The following is an 18,792-nucleotide window of genomic DNA, read 5'->3' on the forward strand; positions in this document are numbered from 1 at the left end:
AAATCCACCAAGGTGCAACCGGACTACGCCTGCTGTATTCAGTTTAGCAAATCCTTCGGTTAACGCACAGACTATATTTTCATTCTCAGCTGTGATGGCATTTCATGAGGCGTTGACAACCACATACTCATTCATCAGTAACATCCCCCTTTCCAGTGCGAGGAGCAAAAGCCGATTCAGGGGCCGCGCCATGATATACGGACATGATGAGCAGATCCCACCTGATTATCATAATTGGTCTTGCATACAATCCTGTCCCGTATGAGCGAGTAACGGCAGCCTGTAAAAACCGGGCAGCACCCGGCGCGGCCATGATCGGAAAGGGGTATAATGGTACTCCTGTCCAGCCACAGATCACGCAATGGGGGCAGCTCGGAGAGATCCTCGGAGGGGTGAGATTCCCGTGGGCCGGTTCGCTGCTGGCCGCTGATGACTTCCCAATATGTGCGGGGTGTCAAGGACAAATGGCACATAGCAAGAAAACAAATCGGATTTTATATTTCGCCGGAAATGGGGCAGGTCTTATGGCCTGCCCTGTTTCCGGCTTACTTAATATTCAGGAGGTCAGCTTATGCGAAAGGCTATCCGGCGTGGCGATCTGTTCTATGCAGACCTGAACCCGGTGGTCGGCTCCGAGCAAGGCGGCATCCGCCCTGTCCTTGTTATCCAAAATGATGTGGGGAATCACTTTAGTCCTACCGTTGTTGCGGCAGCCATCACCAGCAGAAAAGCGAAGAACAGTCTGCCTACCCATATCCTACTTGAGAATGTGCCGGGGCTTGCGCCTACCTCTCTGCTTCTGTTGGAACAACTGCGGACAATAGACCGGCAGCGGCTCCGTGGTTACATTGGGCGTATCAGCAAAGAAAAAATGCTGGAGATAGATGCAGCCCTGGCAATCAGCATCGGCATAGGATACCCCAACGAAAGGAGGACTCACAATGTATGAAAATGACGGCGGCCTACTCTCTCCCAGAGATGCCTACCGATTGATGTTAAAAGACTACCCTGATGTGATGGACATTGGTCAAATGTGTGAGGCGCTTGGCGTCAGTACAAAAACCGGGTACAAGTTACTTAAAGACAGGAAAATTGAGTACCTGAAAATTGGACGGGCTTATCGCATCCCCAAAGCCCACATTCTTCGTTATTTGAAAATCACCTGCTCCACTTTTGCAGAGTAGCAGGCTATGGTGTCGATCTTCACCGGATAGACGCAGAAAGTTAACAATTCTGACGCGGATTTACCTGGAGTTTTGTTCTGTCCGATGATACAATAAAGGTGTCATTGGTAGGTGAACTCAATACCGCAAAAGGAGGAACAGATCAGTATGCCAGCGGTACACCTGCAAGAAAACAGCAAACTAATCTCCGGCCATGTGGCCGAGAAAAAAGGGTATCTCTATTGGGTTCTAAACCTTACCGATGAAAACGGTAAGAGAAAGCCCAAATGGATTCCCACCCATAAGAAAGTTAAGGGTAACAAGACCTGGGCAAACAATATGCTTCCCACCATCCGAAAGGAATGGACGGAAAAGCTGCTTCAGGAGGCTGCGGCCTCACAGCAGTCGGCTTCTCCGTCTGGCCCGTCATCCGCAGAGATTTCCTTTGTGGATTTCCTGTACCAGTGGCTTGAGTACAAGTACAAGTCTGCTACCGGACGGGTGATGGACAGCAAGCCCATCGAACTCTCGACCTATTCGGGATACGAACAGCAGCTTAATAACCCCATCGCCCCGTATTTCCAAGAGCATCCTGTCGCCCTTTGTGACCTTACCAAACAAGATATTCTCGCTTTTTATGAGAAAGAATTGGAACGGGTCAAGCCGACCACCGTTAAGCATTACCACGCTCTGATTCATGGGGCGTTGAATTATGCGGTTGACAAAAATCTGATTCCAAGCAATCCGGCTGACCGGATTATCATTTCCAAGCCTGAACCCTTCAAGGGTGACTACTACCTGGATTCGGAAGTCCTGAATCTGTTTGAAGTCATCAAGGGGCATAAGATCGAACTGGTAGTTCTTCTGACTGCTTTTTACGGCCTGCGCCGCAGTGAGGTTATCGGTCTGAAATGGAGTGCCTTTGACTTCAACCATAACTGCTTCTCCATCCGGCATACGGTAACAACTTGCAATGTAAAGGGAGAACGGGTCACGATTAAGAAGGACAAGGCAAAAAACAAATCCAGTCTGCGGACTTATCCATTGATTCCTTTTTTGAAAGAGCGGTTGCTGGAGGCCAAGAAACAGCAGGAAGAAAATCGCAAGCTGTGCGGGCGTTCCTACAACAAAGAATATCTGGGATATGTCTGTGTCGATGTGATCGGCAATCTTATTAAACCCAACTATGTGTCCTCGACCTTTGGGAAGTTGCTTGCCAAGAACAATTTACGGCACATTCGTTTCCACGATCTTCGCCATACCTGTGCCTCGCTTTTGCTGGCCAACGGTGTTCCGATGGAACAGGTAAAGGAGTGGCTGGGACACAGTGAGATCTCAACAACGGTGGATATTTACGGGCATCTGCAATATGCCACGAAAAAACAATCCGCCGCAGCCATTGAGCAGGACATTGTGGCGCCCATGCTGCAAAACCTATCGGCGGTTTCTCCATAAAAAAGAAAGAGGTCTACCAGCTTTTCGCTGGCAGACCTCATGGCGGAGATGGAGAGATTCGAACTCTCGCGCCGGTTTTGAGCCGACCTACCGCATTTCGAGTGCGGACCCTTCAACCGCTTGGGTACATCTCCAAATTTATGTTATATCCCTGGTCCCGACCCGCCGACCAATTCAGCCGGTGGAAATCGGGAAGAACAACAGGATAGAACAAGCAACATTATTCAATTTGAACTCGGCTGGAACCCGCATGGTTCCAAGGGTTTCAGCCGTTTGGCACTCCGCATAGGAAACCTGATTTCGAATCATTACACCAACTTGGATGATGACGGTAAATCAGGGACGATAGCGGTAACTACGGAACCCCAAAATACACCTCTCAAAGTGGCCGTCAGATGGCTGCTCTCATTATAGCCATTTTCCCGCAAAATTCAAGCCGTGGAAATTGGGAAGAACAACAGGATAGAACAGACCCCAATTCACGATTTGAACTTGCCCGCAAACCCGCATGGTTACTGGCTTTTCGGCAGTTTGGACTTCCAAAGTGGAAACATGATTTCGAGTGCGGACCCTTCAACCACTTGGGTACATCTCCAAATCGGTCACTCCCACAGGCGCTCCATCCTCATTCGGGAGAGAATTGGAGAGAACTGTTGGAGAGAACTACGCAGGGATAAGTGAGTAAAAAGACTGGAAACAGCTGAAAATCAATCACTTCTCGCGGACAAAGCGACCTAAGACCCCATCCATTTCGAGTCAGCCCCGTTATGACCGCTTCGATACCGCTGCATTTCTAAATCCACTTCGCCAACACTATCTGGTTTGGCGCCGTAATGTATAAGATACCTCATTTTTGTTCGCTTGTCAATATTGCAGCCAGGTATGAAATAAGATATAATCAGTGCTGTATGTAAGCAACCTGGCAATATATGCAGGAGGAGATCATGGAAGAACTAAAACGACGCATACTCAGCGAAGCGATCGTGGGAGAAGGCGACATTATCCATGTGGATATGTTCCTCAACCACTGCATGGATATGGAATTGATGGAGCGTATGGGCGCCACCCTTGCCAAGCGATACCGTGGTCAGCACATTACAAAAGTACTGACAGCAGAAAGTTCCGGAATCGCCCTTGCCTGCTTTACCGCCCGGGCGCTGGGTGTGCCGGTGATCTACGCCAAAAAATTTCAAACCGGATACATCGATCCTGACGTTTACTCTGCGGACACCCACTCCTTTTCTCTGGACAAGTCCTACACCCTGCGGGTATCCAAGAAATATCTGACCGAAGAGGATCAGGTTCTGTTGGTCGACGACATCCTGTCTAACGGACAGACCATGCTCAGCCTTCTGGAGCTGGTATCCAAAGCGGGTGGAGAAGTCGCAGGTGTGGGCGTTGCTATCGAAAAGTCCATGCGGGAGGGCGGCCGTGTCCTGCGTCGGATGGGAATCCGGGTCGAAGCCCTGGCCACTGTACAGGCCATTGAGCACGGTCAAATCATTCTAGCATAAGGAGACCCCCATGGAAAACACCACCAACGCACTTTTGCCTAACGCATTTGCACTTTTCAACGGCATTCATTCCAGCTCTTCCGGTCCAGACCACGGCGAGTCTGTACTCACGTTGGGACCAGACAGCCTGAATCCTTACGGCCTGCTTCATGGCGGTGCCTATTATACGATGGCTGACAGCGCCTGCGGAACCGCCTGCCGTACCGATGGAAGAAATTACGTCACCCTGCACGGGGGCCTGAATTTCATCCGTTCCGCCCGCAGCGGTACCGTAACCGCCCGGGCCGTGGTCCGACACCGGGGCCGCAGTACCTGTCAGGCTGATGTTGAAATCACAGATGAAAGCGGAGCTCTGCTGGCTACCGGTGATTTCACCTTCTTCTGCATCGGGCAGCGCTGAGTTCTTCATGATAAGGCGTGCAAGGGACGGCTTCAAGGCCGTCCCTCTTTCTTATCCATCACCACATCCCGGTCCAGCCAGATCTGCCAGGCAATCATAGTCAGTACCGGCATCAGGATCATACCTGCCACACCAAAGATCTGAAATCCCACATACATACTGACCAGCGACACCAGGGGCGGCAACCCGATACGTTTCCCCAGCAAGCGTGGTTCCAGTGCCCCCCGAACCAGTGTGACCACTCCATAAAGAAGGAGCAACCCCAGGCCTAAGGGTGTCCTTCCTGCCAACAGAGAAACCAGACTCCAGGGCAGCAACACTACTCCGCTTCCGAAAATGGGCAGTGCATCCACCAGGGCAATCATCCCAGCCAGCAGCAGTGCCGGCTCCACCCGCAGCACCAAAAGGCCTACAGAGAGTTCTCCAAAGGTAAGGAGGATGAGAATTCCCTGGGCCCGCAGCCAACTGCCTGCCGCTCCGGACGCTGCCCGCTGCCAGCGTTTCATCCGTTCCTGCCACGCCGTCGGCAGCTGTTGGGCGGCCGCTTGCAGACCGGGGCGGCCTGCCATGAGGAAATAAGTCGCCAGGAAGGCAGTAAACAGAAACAGCCCTGCGGCCGGCAGTGCAGTCAGCAGTCCGCCCGCCCCTTCTGCCAGGGTCTCCCCTGCCCAGGACGGAAATGCCAGAATGCCCCGGACCGCTTCTTCCACCGCTTGTCTGGCTGGCTCCCGCAGTTCCGCAGGCAGCGCCACAAAAAGACGATAAAGCCATACCTCCGCCTGTTCTGCCCAGCCATTCAACTCTGTCAACAGCCCCGGCAGCCGTCCCAGCAACCCCATCAGCTCATACCACAGCCTCCAGGCCAGCAATGCCGCAAGGCCTCCTGCCGCTCCCGCCGCAGCCAGCACACATAGGGCAGCCGCCCACCGGCGGGGCAACCGCAGGAACCGGATAAGCCAGCTCACAACCGGTTCCAGCAGCCATGCCAGCACCACGGCCACCAAAAAGGGCGCCAACCAGGGCAATACCCACCGTGCGCCCGCCCAAACCGCCGCCAAAACCAGTCCGATCCACAACAGGCGGATCACACGCCGCAGGTACCTGTCCTCCCTCATAAAGACGCCCTCCTTCCGAATTATGTATAATATGACGAAAATCTCGCCAAAAATCTGGAAGATATCGGCGCGTCAGAAAAACTTGGCCCTTGCAGCCAAGACTTTATTGTGCTAAAATAGGCTCCAATACAAGAACAAATGCTTTTCTGTCACGGACAAGAGGAGGTCCATAGAATGGGCAAGGCACCAGCCTATTTCATTGTAGAGGCCAGCGCGCTGCCTGAAGTGTTTCTGAAGGTGGCGGAAGCCAAGCGTCTGCTGGAAACCGGCGAGGCCGGAGCAGTCAATCAGGCCGTACGCCGGGTCGGGATCAGCCGTAGCGCCTTTTATAAGTATAAGGATGCGGTCCGGCCGTTCAACGATATGCTCCATGGACGGATCGTCACCTTCCAGATCGTACTGAAAGATGAGCCGGGCGTATTGTCCGCGGTCCTGAATATCTTTGCCATCACCGGCGGAAATATTCTAACCATCAACCAGGCCATCCCGGTCAGCGGCTGCGCGGCAGTAACCATTGGCGCCGAGACCTCCGGTCTTCAGATCTCCATGGAGGAGCTGCTGGAGCGGCTGCTGAAGGTGGAAGGCGTCCTGCGCAGCGAAGTGATATCAGGGTAATACCCTTTGGAGTAAGGAGGCATTGTAATGGTGAACGTAGCGATCCTGGGTTTCGGCGTGGTAGGCTCCGGTGTGGCGGAGGTCCTCGCCACCAACGGCCCTCACATTGATAAAAAGGTGGACGATCTGATTCGCCTGAAGTATATTCTGGACGTACGGGACTTCCCCGACAGTCCCTTTGCCGACAAGGTCATCCACGATTTCAGCATCATCGAGAACGACCCCGAGGTCAATATTGTGGTGGAGACCATCGGCGGCGCCAAGGTAGCCCTGGACTTCACCCGCCGGGCTCTGGCCGCCGGAAAGAGCGTGGTCACCTCCAACAAGGAGCTGGTGGCCGAGCACGGCTGTGAGCTGCTCAAGCTGGCCCAGGAGAAGGGCGTCAGCTATCTGTTTGAGGCCAGCGTAGGCGGCGGTATCCCTATTATCCGCCCCTTGAACCAGTGTCTGGCCGCCAATGAGATTGAGGAGATCGCCGGCATCCTCAACGGCACCACCAACTATATCCTGACCCGGATGATCCGGGCCGGTCTCAGCTTTGATGCCGCTCTGAAGGAAGCCCAGCAGAACGGCTACGCCGAACAGGACCCCACCGCCGACATTGAAGGACACGACGCCTGCCGCAAGATCTGCATCCTCTCCTCCCTTTCTTTTGGCCGACACGTCTATCCCAGCCAAGTGCCCACCGAGGGCATTACCGGCGTCACGCTGGCCGATGTGGCCTATGCCGACGCCTGCGGCAAGAAGATCAAACTGCTGGGCCGCGCCATCCGTCGCCCCGATGGAAAGGTGTGCGCCTTTGTGGCTCCCCACCTGGTAGATGTGGAGAATCCTCTGGCCGGCGTGGAGGATGTGTTCAACGCCATCGCCGTCAAGGGCAACGCCATCGGCGATGTCATGTTCTACGGTCGGGGCGCCGGTAAGCTTCCCACTGCCTCCGCCGTGGTGGCCGACGTCATTGATGCCGCCCGCCATAAGGACGCCAAGAAACGGATGGTATGGGCCGAGGGCGGCGACGATGTGGCCGTTTCCCCCACCGACCTGGAAAGCGTTTGGTATGTCCGAGTGGAGGGCACGCTGGAGGCCGTGAAGGCTGCCTTCCCCGACTGTGCTCTGCTGCCCCGTGCCGGAGCACCGGAAAATGAATTTGCTTTCCTGACACCGTCCATGACCCGTTCCGCACTGGACAGCCAGCTGGCGGGGCTCAAGCCCTGCTCCGTGTTCCGTGTGCTGGACTGAGCGCATAGGATATCGTAAGAGATTTCACCTGATTTAGGGGGTACAAATACCAATGGGACTCATTGTACAGAAATTCGGCGGCAGCTCCGTGGCTGATGCAGACCGCATCCGCAACGTGGCCCGCATCATCACCGAGACCTACCGCCGGGGCCACAGTGTTGTGGCCGTGCTTTCCGCCCAGGGGGACACCACCGACGACCTGATCGCCAAGGCCGCTGAGATCAACCCCAACGGCTCCAAGCGAGAGATGGATATGCTCCTCTCCACCGGAGAGCAGATCTCCTGCTCTCTGTGCGCCATGGCCATCGAGGCCATGGGCTACCCTGTCATCTCCCTGACGGGCTGGCAGGCCGGATTCCGCACCAACTCCGTCTACGGAGACGCCCGCATCAAGCGGCTGGACACCGAGCGTGTACTGGCAGAACTGGATAAGAAGGCCATCGTCATCGTCACCGGCTTCCAGGGTCTGAACAAGTACGACGACATCACCACGCTGGGCCGGGGCGGTTCCGACACCTCCGCCGTGGCTCTGGCTGCTGCCCTCCGCGCTGATCTGTGCCAGATCTACACCGATGTGGACGGCGTGTTCACCGCCGATCCCCGCCATGTGGCCGGCGCCTTCCAGCTGGAAGAGATCACCTATGATGAAATGTTGGAACTGGCTACTCTGGGCGCTCAGGTCCTGCACAATCGCTCGGTGGAAATGGCCAAACGCTACAGCGTCAATCTGGAGGTTCTCTCCAGCTTCTCCGGCAAGCCCGGCACCAAAGTCAAGGAGGTTGCAAAAACCATGGAAAAAATGCACGTCAGCGGGGTGGCCTGCGACAAGAACGTGGCCCGTCTGGCCGTTGTGGGGCTGGCTGACCAGCCCGGTATCGCCTTTAAGATCTTCTCTCTGCTGGCAAAAGAGAAGGTGAACGTGGATATCATCCTTCAGTCCATCGGCCGCAACAACACCAAGGACATCAGCTTTACCGTGGGCAAGCAGGATATGGATCGCTCCAAGGAGATTCTGGAGGCCCACAAGGGCGCGCTGGGCTTTGACCATATCGACGTCAATGACTCCATTGCCAAGGTCTCCATTGTGGGCGCCGGCATGATCCATAATCCCGGCGTGGCCGCCAAGATGTTCGAAGCTCTGTATAACGCCGGGATCAATATCAATATGATCTCCACCAGCGAGATCAAGGTATCCGTCCTGGTGGATCTGCCTGAGGCTGATCGGGCCGTGCAGGTCATCCACGACCGTTTCTTCCATGAGTTTGGCGGTAACTGATCGTTCATACAATAAAAAAATGCTGGCCCGCGCATTTGCGCGGGCCAGCATTTTTTATTGCAATACGGATATTTTTTTGTGATAGACCACCCGATAGAGCAGCAGCGCCACTCCGCAGGAAATCACCTCTGCCACCAAAAAAGCCAGCCATATCAGATCCGTGTATAGCCAGCCGAAGGCCAGCGCCGCCGGAAAGAGCAGAATCACCTGCCGCAGCAAAGAAATCAGCAGACTGGCGTTGGCAGATCCCAGGGCCTGCAGCGCAGAACACAGGATAATGGAAATGCCGGCAAACAGGAAGGAGAGCGCAACCATACGAAGGGCCACCGCACCAGCCGCCAGCAGCTCACCGTCGGCGTCAAACAGAGTCATCAGCGGTCCAGCCAGGAAAATCAGGAACAAGGTCCCCACACCCATAATGATTACCGTCAGCACCATAGCAAAGCGCACCGTGCCGGTGATGCGCTCCTTGCTCTTGGCGCCGTAGTTAAAACTGACGATGGGCACCAAGGCATTGTTCATGCCGTACAGCGGCATAAAGATAAAGGACTGGATCTTGTAATAAGCACCCAGGATAAAGACGCCAAAGGGAGTAAACAGGCGCAGGATCAGGTTCATGCCAACGTTCATAACGCTGGACAGCGACTGCATGACAATGGCAGGAAAGCCCACCTTGAACATAATACGAATGATCTCCCCGTTGGGCCGGAAGCCCCGGAAAGAGAGTTTCACCACCTTGCTGCGCCGCACCATCCAGAAGCTGGCCACCAGGCCCACAATTTGACCTAGAACGGTAGCCAAAGCGGCCCCCGCAACCTCCAGCCGCGGGAAGGGGCCGATGCCGAATATGAACAGCGGGTCCAGAATCAGGTTGACCACCGCCCCGATACCCTGAATAATCATGGGCCCCACGGTATCTCCTGTGGCCTGCAGGGTACGTTCGCCGGCAAATTGCATACACACACCGATGGAGAGGCCGGTGACAATGGAGAGGTACTGCACTCCATATTCAATCTGTTGAGGCACATCTGAGAACAGGCACAGGAAAGGCCGGGCAAAGCCAACTCCCAGGATCAGAAAGACCAGCCAGCAGACAAAGTAGACAAAATAGCCGTTGGCCGCCACCTGATCGGCCTCCGCTTGCCGCCGCTCCCCCAGTCTGCGTGCCAGCAGCGCGTTGAAGCCCACACCTACGCCTACACATACCGAGATCATCAGCGTCTGCACCGGATATACCAGCGCCAGCGCCTCAAAACCGTCCCGGCTCAGGTTGGCCACAAAAAGGCTGTCCACCAGATTATACAGGGCCTGGATCAGCATGGACAGCATCATGGGCCAGGACATATTGATCAGCAACCGGCGTACCGGCATCACCGCCATCTTGTTCTCTTCCACCCAAATTCCTCCTATGATTCTCTTTCTGTAAAAATCGGGGCGTGCTGACGCACGCCCCGATCTATTCTCCTCCAGCGGCGTGGCAGCCCGCTGGATACTTATAAAGTTTTGATATACCGCAAATCATTGCACACCATATCATGAGGAAAGGGCACCTTTTGAATGGTGCCGTCCCATACAAAGCCGTGCCGCTCATAGAACCGGCGGGCCCCTTCATTCTCCTTCAGAACAAACAGCGTACAGCCTGGATAGCTCGCCTCTTTCAGGCGGCGAGCCGCCTCCTCCAGAAGCAATCCTCCATACCCGCAACCGGTTCTGGCAGGCTCAACATAAAGGGAAATCACCTCACCCCACCCGCTGTAGTTGGAGGAATCAATTACCAATCCTTCGCTTTGGCGGGGACTGGGGCCGCTGCGGATGGGGCCGTAATTACAGCACCCTACAGGAACGTCATTTTCGTAAAGCAAAAGTCCTTTGCATCTCTTGGTGGCGTAGTCTTCCCGGAAAAACGGAATCCAATGCTCCTCCGTGATAACCTCGCTCAGGTAGTCCTCCGGCACAAAGCCCGGATAGGCCGCCCTCCAGCCTCTGCAATGAATGGCACTCATGGCGGCAAAATGCACTTCTGAGCAGGCATCTACAAAGCGCAGGGGATCAGACATGGACCTCTTCCCCTGCCGTCTCGGGCTCCTGCTGAGCTGCCTGCCGGGCCAGAGCCCGGGCGTTGGCCAGCATCAGCTTGATGCGGTTCTCCTGGTTGATCTTGGTGGCGCCTGGGTCGTAGTCAATGGCCACAATGTTGGAGCTGGGATAGTCGTCCTTCAGCTTGCGGATCATGCCCTTACCCACGATGTGGTTGGGCAAGCAGCCGAAAGGCTGGGTGCAAACGATGTTGGGGGTGCCGGAGTGGATGAGCTCCAGCATCTCGGCGGTAAGCAGCCACCCCTCCCCCATCTTGTTGCCCTCGCCCAGATAGCCCTTGATGAGCCGGCGCAGATCCTGGAAGGTACCGGGGGCACGGAAGCCGCCTCGCTTCATGGCATCAATCATGGCCCGCTGGCACTTCTCAATGTAGTGGCGCAGGGCGGCGCAGGCGGCCTTTTTGGCCAGCTTCCCGCCGTAGATATCCACGTCCACTTCCCGGTTATAGATTTTGAAGATGATAAAGTCGGTGAGGCCGGGCACCACCGGCTCCGCCCCCTCGGAGAGGAGGAACTGCTCCAGGTTATTGTTGCCCAGGGGGGAGTATTTGATGTAGATCTCCCCCACCACGCCTACCCGGACCTTGGGCTCGCCCTGTACCGGGATGGCCTTGAAGGCGGCCACGATGTGGTCGAAGTTCTCCACCATGCTCTTGAAGGACAGGCCCTTGCCCTTTTCCATCTCCTCCAGCAGGTGGTTCTCCACCTCCTCGATGGTGCGCTCGGTCTGGCCCTCCTCCACCTCGTAGGGGCGGACCTGGTTGGCCGACTGGACGATGATATCGCCGTACATCAGGCCGAAGATGGCCTTGCGGATGATGTCCAGATTGAGCTTGAAGCCGGGGTTGTGCTCCAGGCCGGACAGGTTCAGGGAGATGACGGGGATATACTCCAGCCCCGCCTTCACCAGAGCCTTGCGCAGCAGGTGGATGTAGTTGGAGGCCCGGCAGCCGCCGCCGGTCTGGGTGATGAGCAGGGCCACCTTGTGGGGGTCGTACTTGCCGCTCTTCACCGCGTCGATGAGCTGGCCGATGACCAGCAGGGCGGGGTAGCAGGTGTCGTTGTGGACGTACTTGAGCCCCTCGTCCACGATGTTGCGGTGGTTGGTGGTGAGCATCTCCAGCTTATAGCCCTCCCGCTCGATAATCCGGGCGATCAGGCCGAAGTGAACGGGCAGCATGGTGGGAAAGAGGATGGTGTATTCCTCCTTCATCTCCTTGGTGAACAGCAGCCGCCCCGTCTTGTCATAAATCAGTTCTGCCATAGTAACGAAGGTTCCTTTCTCAGTCCTGGTGCTTTCGGGCGTCCATAGCCGCCATCAGAGAACGGACCCGGATGGTAACGGCGCCCAGATTGCTGATGTCGTCGATCTTCAGCTGGGTGTACAGCTTACCGCCGCTCTCCAGAATGTCGCGCATCTCATCGGTGGTAATGGCATCAGTACCGCAGCCGAAGCTGACCAGCTGTACCACCTGCATATCAGGCTGGGTGCACACATAGCGGGCGGCATTGTACATCCGGGACTGGAAGGTCCACTGATTTAGCACCTTTCGGGGCGCGTAACCCTCCAGATAGCTGAGGGCGTCCTCGGTAACCAGCACAAACCCGAAAGAGGTAATCAGATCATTGATCCCGTGGTTGATCTCCGGGTCAATGTGGTAGGGCCGGCCGCAGGCCACAATGATGGGCATATCATGGGCCCTTGCATACTCAATGTATCGCTTGCCCGTCTCCCGCACATCGTGGAGGTAAGTGTCATAGGCCGTGTAGGCCGCCTTGGCAGCCGCCTCAGTCTCCCGCTTGGGGATGTTGAACTCCTGCTCCATAATCACGGCAATGCGTTTGGTAAAGTCCTTATGGCGCCACAGGCCCACATAGGGATTGAGGAACCTGGTCTGTTTGAGCATGGGCACGTTGGCAGCCAGCAGCTCAGGGTAATAGGCCACCACCGGGCAGTTATAGTGGTTGTCACCGATACCCTCGTCGTTGTTGTAGGACATACAGGGGTACCAGATGGCGTCCACCCCCTCCTCCACCAGGGCCTCCACATGACCGTGGAGCAGCTTGGCGGGATAGCACACCGTATCGGAGGGAATGGTGTGCTGACCCTTCAGATAGAGCTTACGGGAGGACTCAGGGGACAGCACAACCTCAAAGTTGAGGCGGGTAAAGAACTCAAACCAGAAGGGCAGGTTCTCGTACATATTCAGGCCAAAGGGGATGCCTATCCGGCCCCGGACGCCGTTGCCGGCGCCCTTGCCGTGAAGGGCCCGCAGCCGCTTGTACTTATAGTGCATCAGGTCGGGGTTCTCGGTGCGCTCCTTGCCCAGAGGCCGGGAGCACCGGTTGCCCGAGATGAACCGCCGACCGCCGTCAAAGGTGTTGACGGTCAAAGAGCAGTGGTTGGTGCACAGGTTGCAGGTCACCGGCTTGGCTGTGTGGGAGAAGGTCTTCAGATCCTCCGCCGTCAGGATGGAACTCTTGTCCAGATGGAGGTCCCGGGCAGCCAGTGCCGCGCCGAAAGCGCCCATGATGCCGGCGATGGTGGGCCGGGTCACATTGCGGCCCAGCTCCAGCTCAAAGGCACGCAGCACCGCGTCGTTGTGGAAGGTACCGCCCTGTACCACGATGTGCTTGCCCAAGTCGTCGGCATTGGCGGCGCGGATAACCTTATACACGGCATTTTTCACGATGGAGATGGACAGGCCGGCGGAGATGTCCTCCACGCTGGCACCGTCCTTCTGGGCCTGCTTCACCGAGGAGTTCATGAACACGGTGCAGCGGGAGCCCAGGTTCACCGGGTGCTGAGCCAGCAGACCCAGCTTGGAGAAGTCGGCAATGTTGTAGCCCAGCGCCTTGGCAAAGGTCTCGATAAAAGAGCCGCAACCGGAGGAGCAGGCCTCGTTGAGCATAATGGAATCGACAGCGCCGTTGCGGATCTTGAAGCACTTCATATCCTGGCCGCCGATATCGATGATGAAATCCACGTCGGGGTTGAAGTGACGGGCGGCAATGTAGTGGGCCACCGTCTCCACCAGACCGGCATCGCAGGAGAAGGCGTTCTTGATCAGATCCTCACCGTAGCCGGTGACAGCCGCACCCTTAATGACAATGCGGTCACCACACAGGTTGTAAAGCTCCTTCAGCTGGTCCAGCACAATGGCCACCGGGTTGCCCAGGTTGGAGTGGTAGTAGGTGTACAGCAGACCGCCATCGGCAGTGATCAGCACCATCTTGGTGGTGGTAGAGCCGGCGTCAATGCCCAGCCAGGCATCGCCGGAATAGGTGTTGATGTCCACCTCCGGGGGATGCATGGCATTGTGGCGGGCCAGGAAGGCATCATACTCAGCCTGGTTCTGGAACAGAGGCGGCATGGTATCCACCAGACCCACATTATCCACGCTCTTCTCCAGCCGGTCCAGCATCTCGTCAAAGGAGCACTCGGCAAAATCGGTGGCGCACAGAGCTGCGCCGATGCCGGCAAAGCAATCGCCGTCCTCCGGGAAAATGGCGTGGGCCTCGTCCAGCTTCAGGGTCTCCACAAAGCGCTGACGCAGGCCCTGCAGGAAGTGGAGGGGGCCGCCCAGAAAGACGATCTTACCCTTGAGCTCACGGCCCTGGGTCAGACCGGCCACCGTCTGGTCCACCACCGCCTGGAAGATAGAGGCCGCTACGTCCTCTTTCCGTCCGCCCTGGTTCAGGATAGGCTGGATGTCACTCTTGGCAAACACGCCGCAGCGGGAGGCAATGGGATAGATCTTCTCATGTTTGAGAGAGAGTTGATCCAACTCGTTTACCGTGACGTTCATCAGAGTGGCCATCTGATCGATAAAAGCACCGGTACCGCCGGCACAGGAGCCGTTCATCCGCTCCTCCAGTGCACCGCCAAAGAAGATGATCTTGGCGTCCTCGCCGCCCAGCTCGATGACGGCATCCGTATCCGGTATGTAGGTGTTGACAGCGGCAGCGGTGGCGTACACCTCCTGCACGAAGTCGATGTCCGCCGCTTTGGCCACGCCCAGACCGGCGGAGCCGGTGATGGCAATACGCACCTGCTGGCCCCGCAGCTTTTCTTCGATGGAACGCAGAGTCTCCGCTGCCCGCTCTCTGGCCTTGGAGTAGTGCCGTTCATAAGAGCGGAAGAGCAGCTTGTTCTCCTCGTCCAACACCACCACTTTTACCGTGGTGGAACCAATGTCAATTCCAATCCGCAGACTCATAGATTCACCTGGTATCCTTATTATAAAGAATTTCGTATCCATCATAATATAACAAAAAAAATTTTTTTACAAGACCAAACCTCGAAAATACAGGATGTTCCGTATCCGGAAAGAATTGTGCCTAAAAATCCGACTTCTATCCTAGGCCGCTGACGCATTTTTACCAACGCCTTCTGACCGCAACATCTATGTTGACAAGTAATATTATACGTCATATAATATTATTAGAATGAAAGGAGGCCTTGGATATGACCTTTCCTTTGGGCGCTCCTCTGCTGGATGCCTGTGTACTGGCGGTTCTGGATGAGGGGGACACTTATGGCTACCGTCTGACCCAGCGCATGAAAGAACAGGTGGAGCTATCGGAATCCACCCTATACCCCGTCCTCAGGCGGCTGCAGCAGAGCGGCTGCCTCACCGTCTACGACAAGCCCTTTCAGGGCCGCAACCGGCGCTATTACGCCATCACACCGGCCGGCCGGGCGCTGTTGTCCGGTTATCGAGAGGAATGGGTACGCTACCGCAGCCAGATCGAGGCGCTTCTGCTGGGGGAAAAGGAGGAGAACCATGAATAAGGCAGAATTTTTAAAAGAACTGCATGACATTCTGGCGGGCAAGCTGCCGCCGGAGGAACTGGACGATGTTCTCTCCTACTATGAGGCCTATTTTGCCGATTCCGAAGAGGATGAGGAGACCGTTGCTGAGCGTCTGGGCTCCCCCGCCTCGGCGGCGGAGCAAGTGCTGAAGGATCGGAACGAGCCGACCGAAGAGGTGCCTGCGCCCCAACCTGGCAAGCAAAAAAATCGGGCTTTCTTACCAATCATAGTGTTCTGCGGAGCTGTCGTTCTGGCCCTTCTCCTCTATTTTCTCCTGGTCCGGCCCGATCCCTCCGACTCTGTCCTCCTTCCCGGCCAAACGGCGGACGCCGTCCAAACCCCTGACATTCAGGGGGATTGGGAGGGCGAAGTGGACCCCTTCACAAAACTGGACATTTCAATAGGCCTGGGCAACGTTCAGGTGGAGGAAGGCGACCAGTGGCACCTGCGTCTGATCAACCGTGGGTGGGACAGCCGCTACGACACCACACAGAAATTGAAGTACAGCCAGAACGGCGATACCCTCTCTGTCTGGAGCGTCTCGGACAACATCGCCTCCGGCGAAAGTTCTCCTGATGTGCGGATCCTGATCACTGTCCCAAAGGGCACAGCATTGGAGCAGGCGGATCTAGGCATCGGCGTGGGCGATGTGGACTGGGATGGCTGCACCGTCAGCGGCAAGCTGAGCGTCGAAAGCGGCGTAGGCGATCTGGATGTGTCGGCTCCATTGGGGACGGCCGACCTCTCCACCGGCGTAGGCGATGTAACTTTGAAGGTCACAGGCAGTCAGTCCGACTACGCCTGGCAGCTGAGCACAGGCACCGGCGACATCCGCTTGAATGGGGAGACAGCGGCTCCCTTCACCTTTACCGCCACGGGCGGCAATGGGGACCGGTCTCTCTCCCTGACCAGCGGCACAGGAGATGTCAGTCTGGAATTTCAATGAGTCTTTCTGTTGAGATCATATTTGACTTTTCTAGCAGAGAATCGGGATTTGCAGAGGTAAATAAAATGATTCATCTGGAAAAAATAAACGGTGAAAATATCTGGGACATTTTAAAGTTAAATGTCTCAGATATTCAGAAAAGTTTTGTTGCCAGCAATGATATCAGCATGATCGAAGCGTATATCGCTATTACATCCAATGGATATGCTTTCCCGTTTGGAATTTTTGAAGGTAATAATCCCGTCGGCTTTGTGATGATCGGTTATGATAAAGATGATTACTGGAAAGATGCGCCTGCCATAGCAGATGGGAATTATAACCTGTGGAGATTGATGATTGATAAGAACCATCAAAACAGGGGATACGGGAAACAGGCGCTAGAACTTGCGCTAAGTTTTATCCGAACATTTCCCTGCGGTAAAGCTGATTACTGCTGGCTGTCATATGAGCCAGAAAATGTGGTAGCCAAAGCGCTGTATGCCTCTTTTGGATTTATAGAGACCGGAGAAAAAGACGGAGAGGAACAGATTGCCGTATTAAAACTTTAAGACAATCTCCAGTTTGTCCAATGCTCTGATAGCTTCCCAATAAGCAAAAAACTGCCTGCCGCAGGACTGCGGCAGGCAGTTTTTGACGTTATCTCCGATACGTACGGGTGATCCCGGCCAGCTTTCCAGATACCGTTGGATTAAGGGCATCGGCGCGCACCCGCCAGGACCAGTTCTGATCTCCCAAAGTGCCGGGGGCGTTGACCCGGGCGTCCCCACCCAGGCCCAGCAGGTCCTGGAAAGGAGCGATGGCCAGCCGGCACGGAGACATCCAGGCCCCGCACACAGCACCCCAGCCGAAGCCCTCATCCTCCCGCAGCCGCAGGTAGTCGAAGGCGTACTGCCGCTCGTCCGGGTTAGCCTCGGTAAAGAGCCACTGGACAAAGGTGGGAGTGTCGTGGGTGCCGGTATACATCACCGCGTCCCGGGGGCAGTTGTGGGGCAGATATGCGCTCTCCCCCACCGGGTCGAAGGCATAGACCAGCACCTTCATGCCAGGCAGGCCGCTCTGGGCGATGTAGGCCAGGGCGTCGGCGTCCAGGTCCCCCAGATCCTCAGCGATTAGGGCCAGGCCGGGTACGTTTTTCAGCACGTCCAACAGGTCGTTGCCCGGCCCCTTCTCCCAGTGGCCCTCCCGGGCATCCTTGGCTCCCACGGGGATGGACCAGTAAGTATGGAAGGCCCGGAAATGGTCGATACGTACCACGTCGTACAACCGGGCCATATGGGCGCCCCGGCGTTTCCACCAGGCAAAATCGGTCTTTTTGTGATAATCCCAGTCGTACAGAGGGTTGCCCCAATGCTGGCCCTTGTCAGAGAAGGCATCCGGCGGCACACCGGCCACGCCGGAGGGGCGCATATCCTTTTTCAGCTGGAAAAGTTCCGGATTGCCCCATACCTCGGCGCTGTCGGGAGAGACATAGATGGGCAGATCCCCGATGATGGAAACACCCTTGGAGTTGGCATAGGTCTTAACCGCCTTCCACTGGCGGAAGAACAGATATTGCAGGAAAACCTGGAAGGCGCACGCCTCCGCCAGTTCCACCCGGTACTGCTCCATGGCCTTGGGTTGACGCAGTCGAACTTCGTCAGGCCAGTCAGCCAGTTCCTTGCCGCCGAAGTGCTCCCTCAGCGCCAAAAAGAGGGCGTAATCGGGCAGCCAGTCCCCCTCCTGTTCTTCAAATTCCTTGAGCTGAGCGGCATACTTTGCACGTCCCCGCTCAAACGCCTTCCGCAGCAGAGGCAGCCGCGTCTCGTGAAGCCAGGCATAATCCACCCGGTCCGGATTGTCCCGGCAGGCAGACCGCAGTTCATCCTGGGTCAGCAGTCCCTCCTCCGCCAGCTCATCCAGATCCAGAAACAGGGGGTTTCCGGCAAAGGACGAGGGGGACATATAGGGGGAATTACCCCCGCCCGGCGGTACCAGAGGCAGGATCTGCCAGAATTTCTGACCTCCAGCCGCCAAAAAGTCGATAAACTGCCGGGCCGGCTTGCCCAGCGTGCCGATGCCGTAAGGCCCCGGCAGGGAGAATACGGGAAGCAGGATCCCGCTGGCTCTTGCTTGCATAAACAGGCCTCCACTTCATTGATTACGGACGTTCCTATTATA

General features: G+C 56.2%; 17 protein-coding genes and 1 tRNA gene. 11 read left to right on the plus strand and 7 right to left on the minus strand.

What is annotated here, in order from left to right:
• The first annotated feature begins 571 nt into the window (after positions 1-571).
• The 3 genes from B5G40_RS08535 to B5G40_RS08545 all read left to right on the plus strand — a co-directional run bounded on the left by B5G40_RS08535 (position 572) and on the right by B5G40_RS08545 (position 2,618).
• Positions 572-949 (plus strand): type II toxin-antitoxin system PemK/MazF family toxin, encoded by a 378-nt coding sequence (locus B5G40_RS08535; RefSeq protein ID WP_071428858.1) that lies wholly within the window; start codon positions 572-574, stop codon positions 947-949.
• On the plus strand, positions 942-1,184 hold the full coding sequence (locus B5G40_RS08540; protein WP_071428857.1) for a helix-turn-helix domain-containing protein: 243 nt from the start codon (positions 942-944) through the stop codon (positions 1,182-1,184). The genes B5G40_RS08535 and B5G40_RS08540 overlap by 8 nt, the downstream gene beginning before the upstream one ends.
• 147 nt (positions 1,185-1,331) lie before the next feature.
• On the plus strand, positions 1,332-2,618 hold the full coding sequence (locus B5G40_RS08545; RefSeq protein ID WP_071428856.1) for a tyrosine-type recombinase/integrase: 1,287 nt from the start codon (positions 1,332-1,334) through the stop codon (positions 2,616-2,618).
• A 40-nt stretch (positions 2,619-2,658) separates the two neighbouring features.
• Here the strand turns inward: B5G40_RS08545 and B5G40_RS08550 are convergent.
• Positions 2,659-2,752, minus strand: a tRNA-Ser gene (locus tag B5G40_RS08550).
• Positions 2,753-3,562: 810 nt separating this feature from the next.
• Here B5G40_RS08550 and B5G40_RS08555 point away from each other — a divergent pair.
• Positions 3,563-4,132, plus strand: coding sequence for a xanthine phosphoribosyltransferase (locus tag B5G40_RS08555; RefSeq protein WP_087189408.1), 570 nt, complete (start codon positions 3,563-3,565; stop codon positions 4,130-4,132).
• A gap of 10 nt (positions 4,133-4,142) precedes the next feature.
• The gene (locus B5G40_RS08560) at positions 4,143-4,532 is read left to right on the plus strand and encodes a PaaI family thioesterase (protein ID WP_087189409.1); all 390 of its coding nucleotides are present in this window, start codon (positions 4,143-4,145) and stop codon (positions 4,530-4,532) included.
• A gap of 32 nt (positions 4,533-4,564) precedes the next feature.
• Here B5G40_RS08560 and ytvI read toward each other — a convergent pair whose 3' ends face one another.
• Positions 4,565-5,647: a sporulation integral membrane protein YtvI gene (gene ytvI / locus B5G40_RS08565; RefSeq protein WP_087399345.1), complete on the minus strand. Its 1,083-nt coding sequence runs from the start codon at positions 5,645-5,647 to the stop codon at positions 4,565-4,567.
• A gap of 174 nt (positions 5,648-5,821) precedes the next feature.
• Here ytvI and B5G40_RS08570 point away from each other — a divergent pair, with 174 nt between their 5' ends.
• The 3 genes from B5G40_RS08570 to B5G40_RS08580 are packed head-to-tail and all read left to right on the plus strand — an operon-like array spanning position 5,822 to position 8,777.
• Entirely contained in the window at positions 5,822-6,262 is a 441-nt protein-coding gene (locus tag B5G40_RS08570) for an ACT domain-containing protein (protein ID WP_087189411.1), read from the plus strand.
• Positions 6,263-6,289: 27 nt separating this feature from the next.
• Positions 6,290-7,501, plus strand: coding sequence for a homoserine dehydrogenase (locus tag B5G40_RS08575; RefSeq protein WP_087399346.1), 1,212 nt, complete (start codon positions 6,290-6,292; stop codon positions 7,499-7,501).
• A gap of 52 nt (positions 7,502-7,553) precedes the next feature.
• Positions 7,554-8,777: an aspartate kinase gene (locus B5G40_RS08580; protein ID WP_087189413.1), complete on the plus strand. Its 1,224-nt coding sequence runs from the start codon at positions 7,554-7,556 to the stop codon at positions 8,775-8,777.
• A gap of 54 nt (positions 8,778-8,831) precedes the next feature.
• Here B5G40_RS08580 and B5G40_RS08585 read toward each other — a convergent pair whose 3' ends face one another.
• The 4 genes from B5G40_RS08585 to B5G40_RS08600 form a co-directional block, all read right to left on the minus strand.
• A complete protein-coding gene (locus B5G40_RS08585) occupies positions 8,832-10,172 on the minus strand; it encodes an MATE family efflux transporter (protein WP_087265530.1) in 1,341 nt (446 codons plus the stop codon).
• A 98-nt stretch (positions 10,173-10,270) separates the two neighbouring features.
• Entirely contained in the window at positions 10,271-10,834 is a 564-nt protein-coding gene (locus B5G40_RS08590) for a GNAT family N-acetyltransferase (RefSeq protein ID WP_087399347.1), read from the minus strand.
• The gene (locus B5G40_RS08595; RefSeq protein WP_087265535.1) at positions 10,827-12,137 is read right to left on the minus strand and encodes a 2-hydroxyacyl-CoA dehydratase; all 1,311 of its coding nucleotides are present in this window, start codon (positions 12,135-12,137) and stop codon (positions 10,827-10,829) included. Before B5G40_RS08595 ends, B5G40_RS08590 begins: the two co-directional genes overlap by 8 nt.
• A 19-nt stretch (positions 12,138-12,156) precedes the next feature.
• The gene (locus tag B5G40_RS08600; RefSeq protein WP_087399348.1) at positions 12,157-15,093 is read right to left on the minus strand and encodes an acyl-CoA dehydratase activase; all 2,937 of its coding nucleotides are present in this window, start codon (positions 15,091-15,093) and stop codon (positions 12,157-12,159) included.
• 248 nt (positions 15,094-15,341) lie between these two features.
• Here B5G40_RS08600 and B5G40_RS08605 point away from each other — a divergent pair, with 248 nt between their 5' ends.
• From B5G40_RS08605 to B5G40_RS08615, 3 genes are read left to right on the plus strand one after another with little or no spacing between them, the layout of a single operon-like run.
• Complete coding sequence (locus tag B5G40_RS08605; RefSeq protein ID WP_087265538.1) at positions 15,342-15,668, plus strand: PadR family transcriptional regulator; 327 nt, start codon at positions 15,342-15,344, stop codon at positions 15,666-15,668.
• A complete protein-coding gene (locus B5G40_RS08610) occupies positions 15,661-16,635 on the plus strand; it encodes an HAAS signaling domain-containing protein (RefSeq protein ID WP_087399349.1) in 975 nt (324 codons plus the stop codon). Before B5G40_RS08605 ends, B5G40_RS08610 begins: the two co-directional genes overlap by 8 nt.
• Positions 16,632-17,183, plus strand: a complete 552-nt coding sequence (locus B5G40_RS08615; RefSeq protein ID WP_343286729.1) for a GNAT family N-acetyltransferase — start codon at positions 16,632-16,634, stop codon at positions 17,181-17,183. Before B5G40_RS08610 ends, B5G40_RS08615 begins: the two co-directional genes overlap by 4 nt.
• An 88-nt stretch (positions 17,184-17,271) precedes the next feature.
• Here B5G40_RS08615 and malQ read toward each other — a convergent pair whose 3' ends face one another.
• Positions 17,272-18,750, minus strand: coding sequence for a 4-alpha-glucanotransferase (gene malQ / locus B5G40_RS08620; RefSeq protein WP_087326675.1), 1,479 nt, complete (start codon positions 18,748-18,750; stop codon positions 17,272-17,274).
• Positions 18,751-18,792: the final 42 nt, after the last annotated feature.

The sequence above is a fragment of the Flavonifractor sp. An9 genome (assembly GCF_002161245.1).
In the GTDB taxonomy this organism is placed as follows: Bacteria; Bacillota; Clostridia; order Oscillospirales; family Oscillospiraceae; genus Flavonifractor; species Flavonifractor avicola.

Bases quoted from the DNA above. Each gene is read 5' to 3' on its own strand.
- B5G40_RS08535 (WP_071428858.1), top strand. From the start codon at position 572: ATGCGAAAGGCTATCCGGCGTGGCGATCTGTTCTATGCAGACCTGAAC.
- B5G40_RS08540 (WP_071428857.1), top strand. From the start codon at position 942: ATGTATGAAAATGACGGCGGCCTACTCTCTCCCAGAGATGCCTACCGA.
- B5G40_RS08545 (WP_071428856.1), top strand. From the start codon at position 1,332: ATGCCAGCGGTACACCTGCAAGAAAACAGCAAACTAATCTCCGGCCAT.
- B5G40_RS08555 (WP_087189408.1), top strand. From the start codon at position 3,563: ATGGAAGAACTAAAACGACGCATACTCAGCGAAGCGATCGTGGGAGAA.
- B5G40_RS08560 (WP_087189409.1), top strand. From the start codon at position 4,143: ATGGAAAACACCACCAACGCACTTTTGCCTAACGCATTTGCACTTTTC.
- ytvI (WP_087399345.1), bottom strand. From the start codon at position 5,647: ATGAGGGAGGACAGGTACCTGCGGCGTGTGATCCGCCTGTTGTGGATC.
- B5G40_RS08570 (WP_087189411.1), top strand. From the start codon at position 5,822: ATGGGCAAGGCACCAGCCTATTTCATTGTAGAGGCCAGCGCGCTGCCT.
- B5G40_RS08575 (WP_087399346.1), top strand. From the start codon at position 6,290: ATGGTGAACGTAGCGATCCTGGGTTTCGGCGTGGTAGGCTCCGGTGTG.
- B5G40_RS08580 (WP_087189413.1), top strand. From the start codon at position 7,554: ATGGGACTCATTGTACAGAAATTCGGCGGCAGCTCCGTGGCTGATGCA.
- B5G40_RS08590 (WP_087399347.1), bottom strand. From the start codon at position 10,834: ATGTCTGATCCCCTGCGCTTTGTAGATGCCTGCTCAGAAGTGCATTTT.
- B5G40_RS08595 (WP_087265535.1), bottom strand. From the start codon at position 12,137: ATGGCAGAACTGATTTATGACAAGACGGGGCGGCTGCTGTTCACCAAG.
- B5G40_RS08600 (WP_087399348.1), bottom strand. From the start codon at position 15,093: ATGAGTCTGCGGATTGGAATTGACATTGGTTCCACCACGGTAAAAGTG.
- B5G40_RS08605 (WP_087265538.1), top strand. From the start codon at position 15,342: ATGACCTTTCCTTTGGGCGCTCCTCTGCTGGATGCCTGTGTACTGGCG.
- B5G40_RS08610 (WP_087399349.1), top strand. From the start codon at position 15,661: ATGAATAAGGCAGAATTTTTAAAAGAACTGCATGACATTCTGGCGGGC.
- B5G40_RS08615 (WP_343286729.1), top strand. From the start codon at position 16,632: ATGAGTCTTTCTGTTGAGATCATATTTGACTTTTCTAGCAGAGAATCG.
- malQ (WP_087326675.1), bottom strand. From the start codon at position 18,750: ATGCAAGCAAGAGCCAGCGGGATCCTGCTTCCCGTATTCTCCCTGCCG.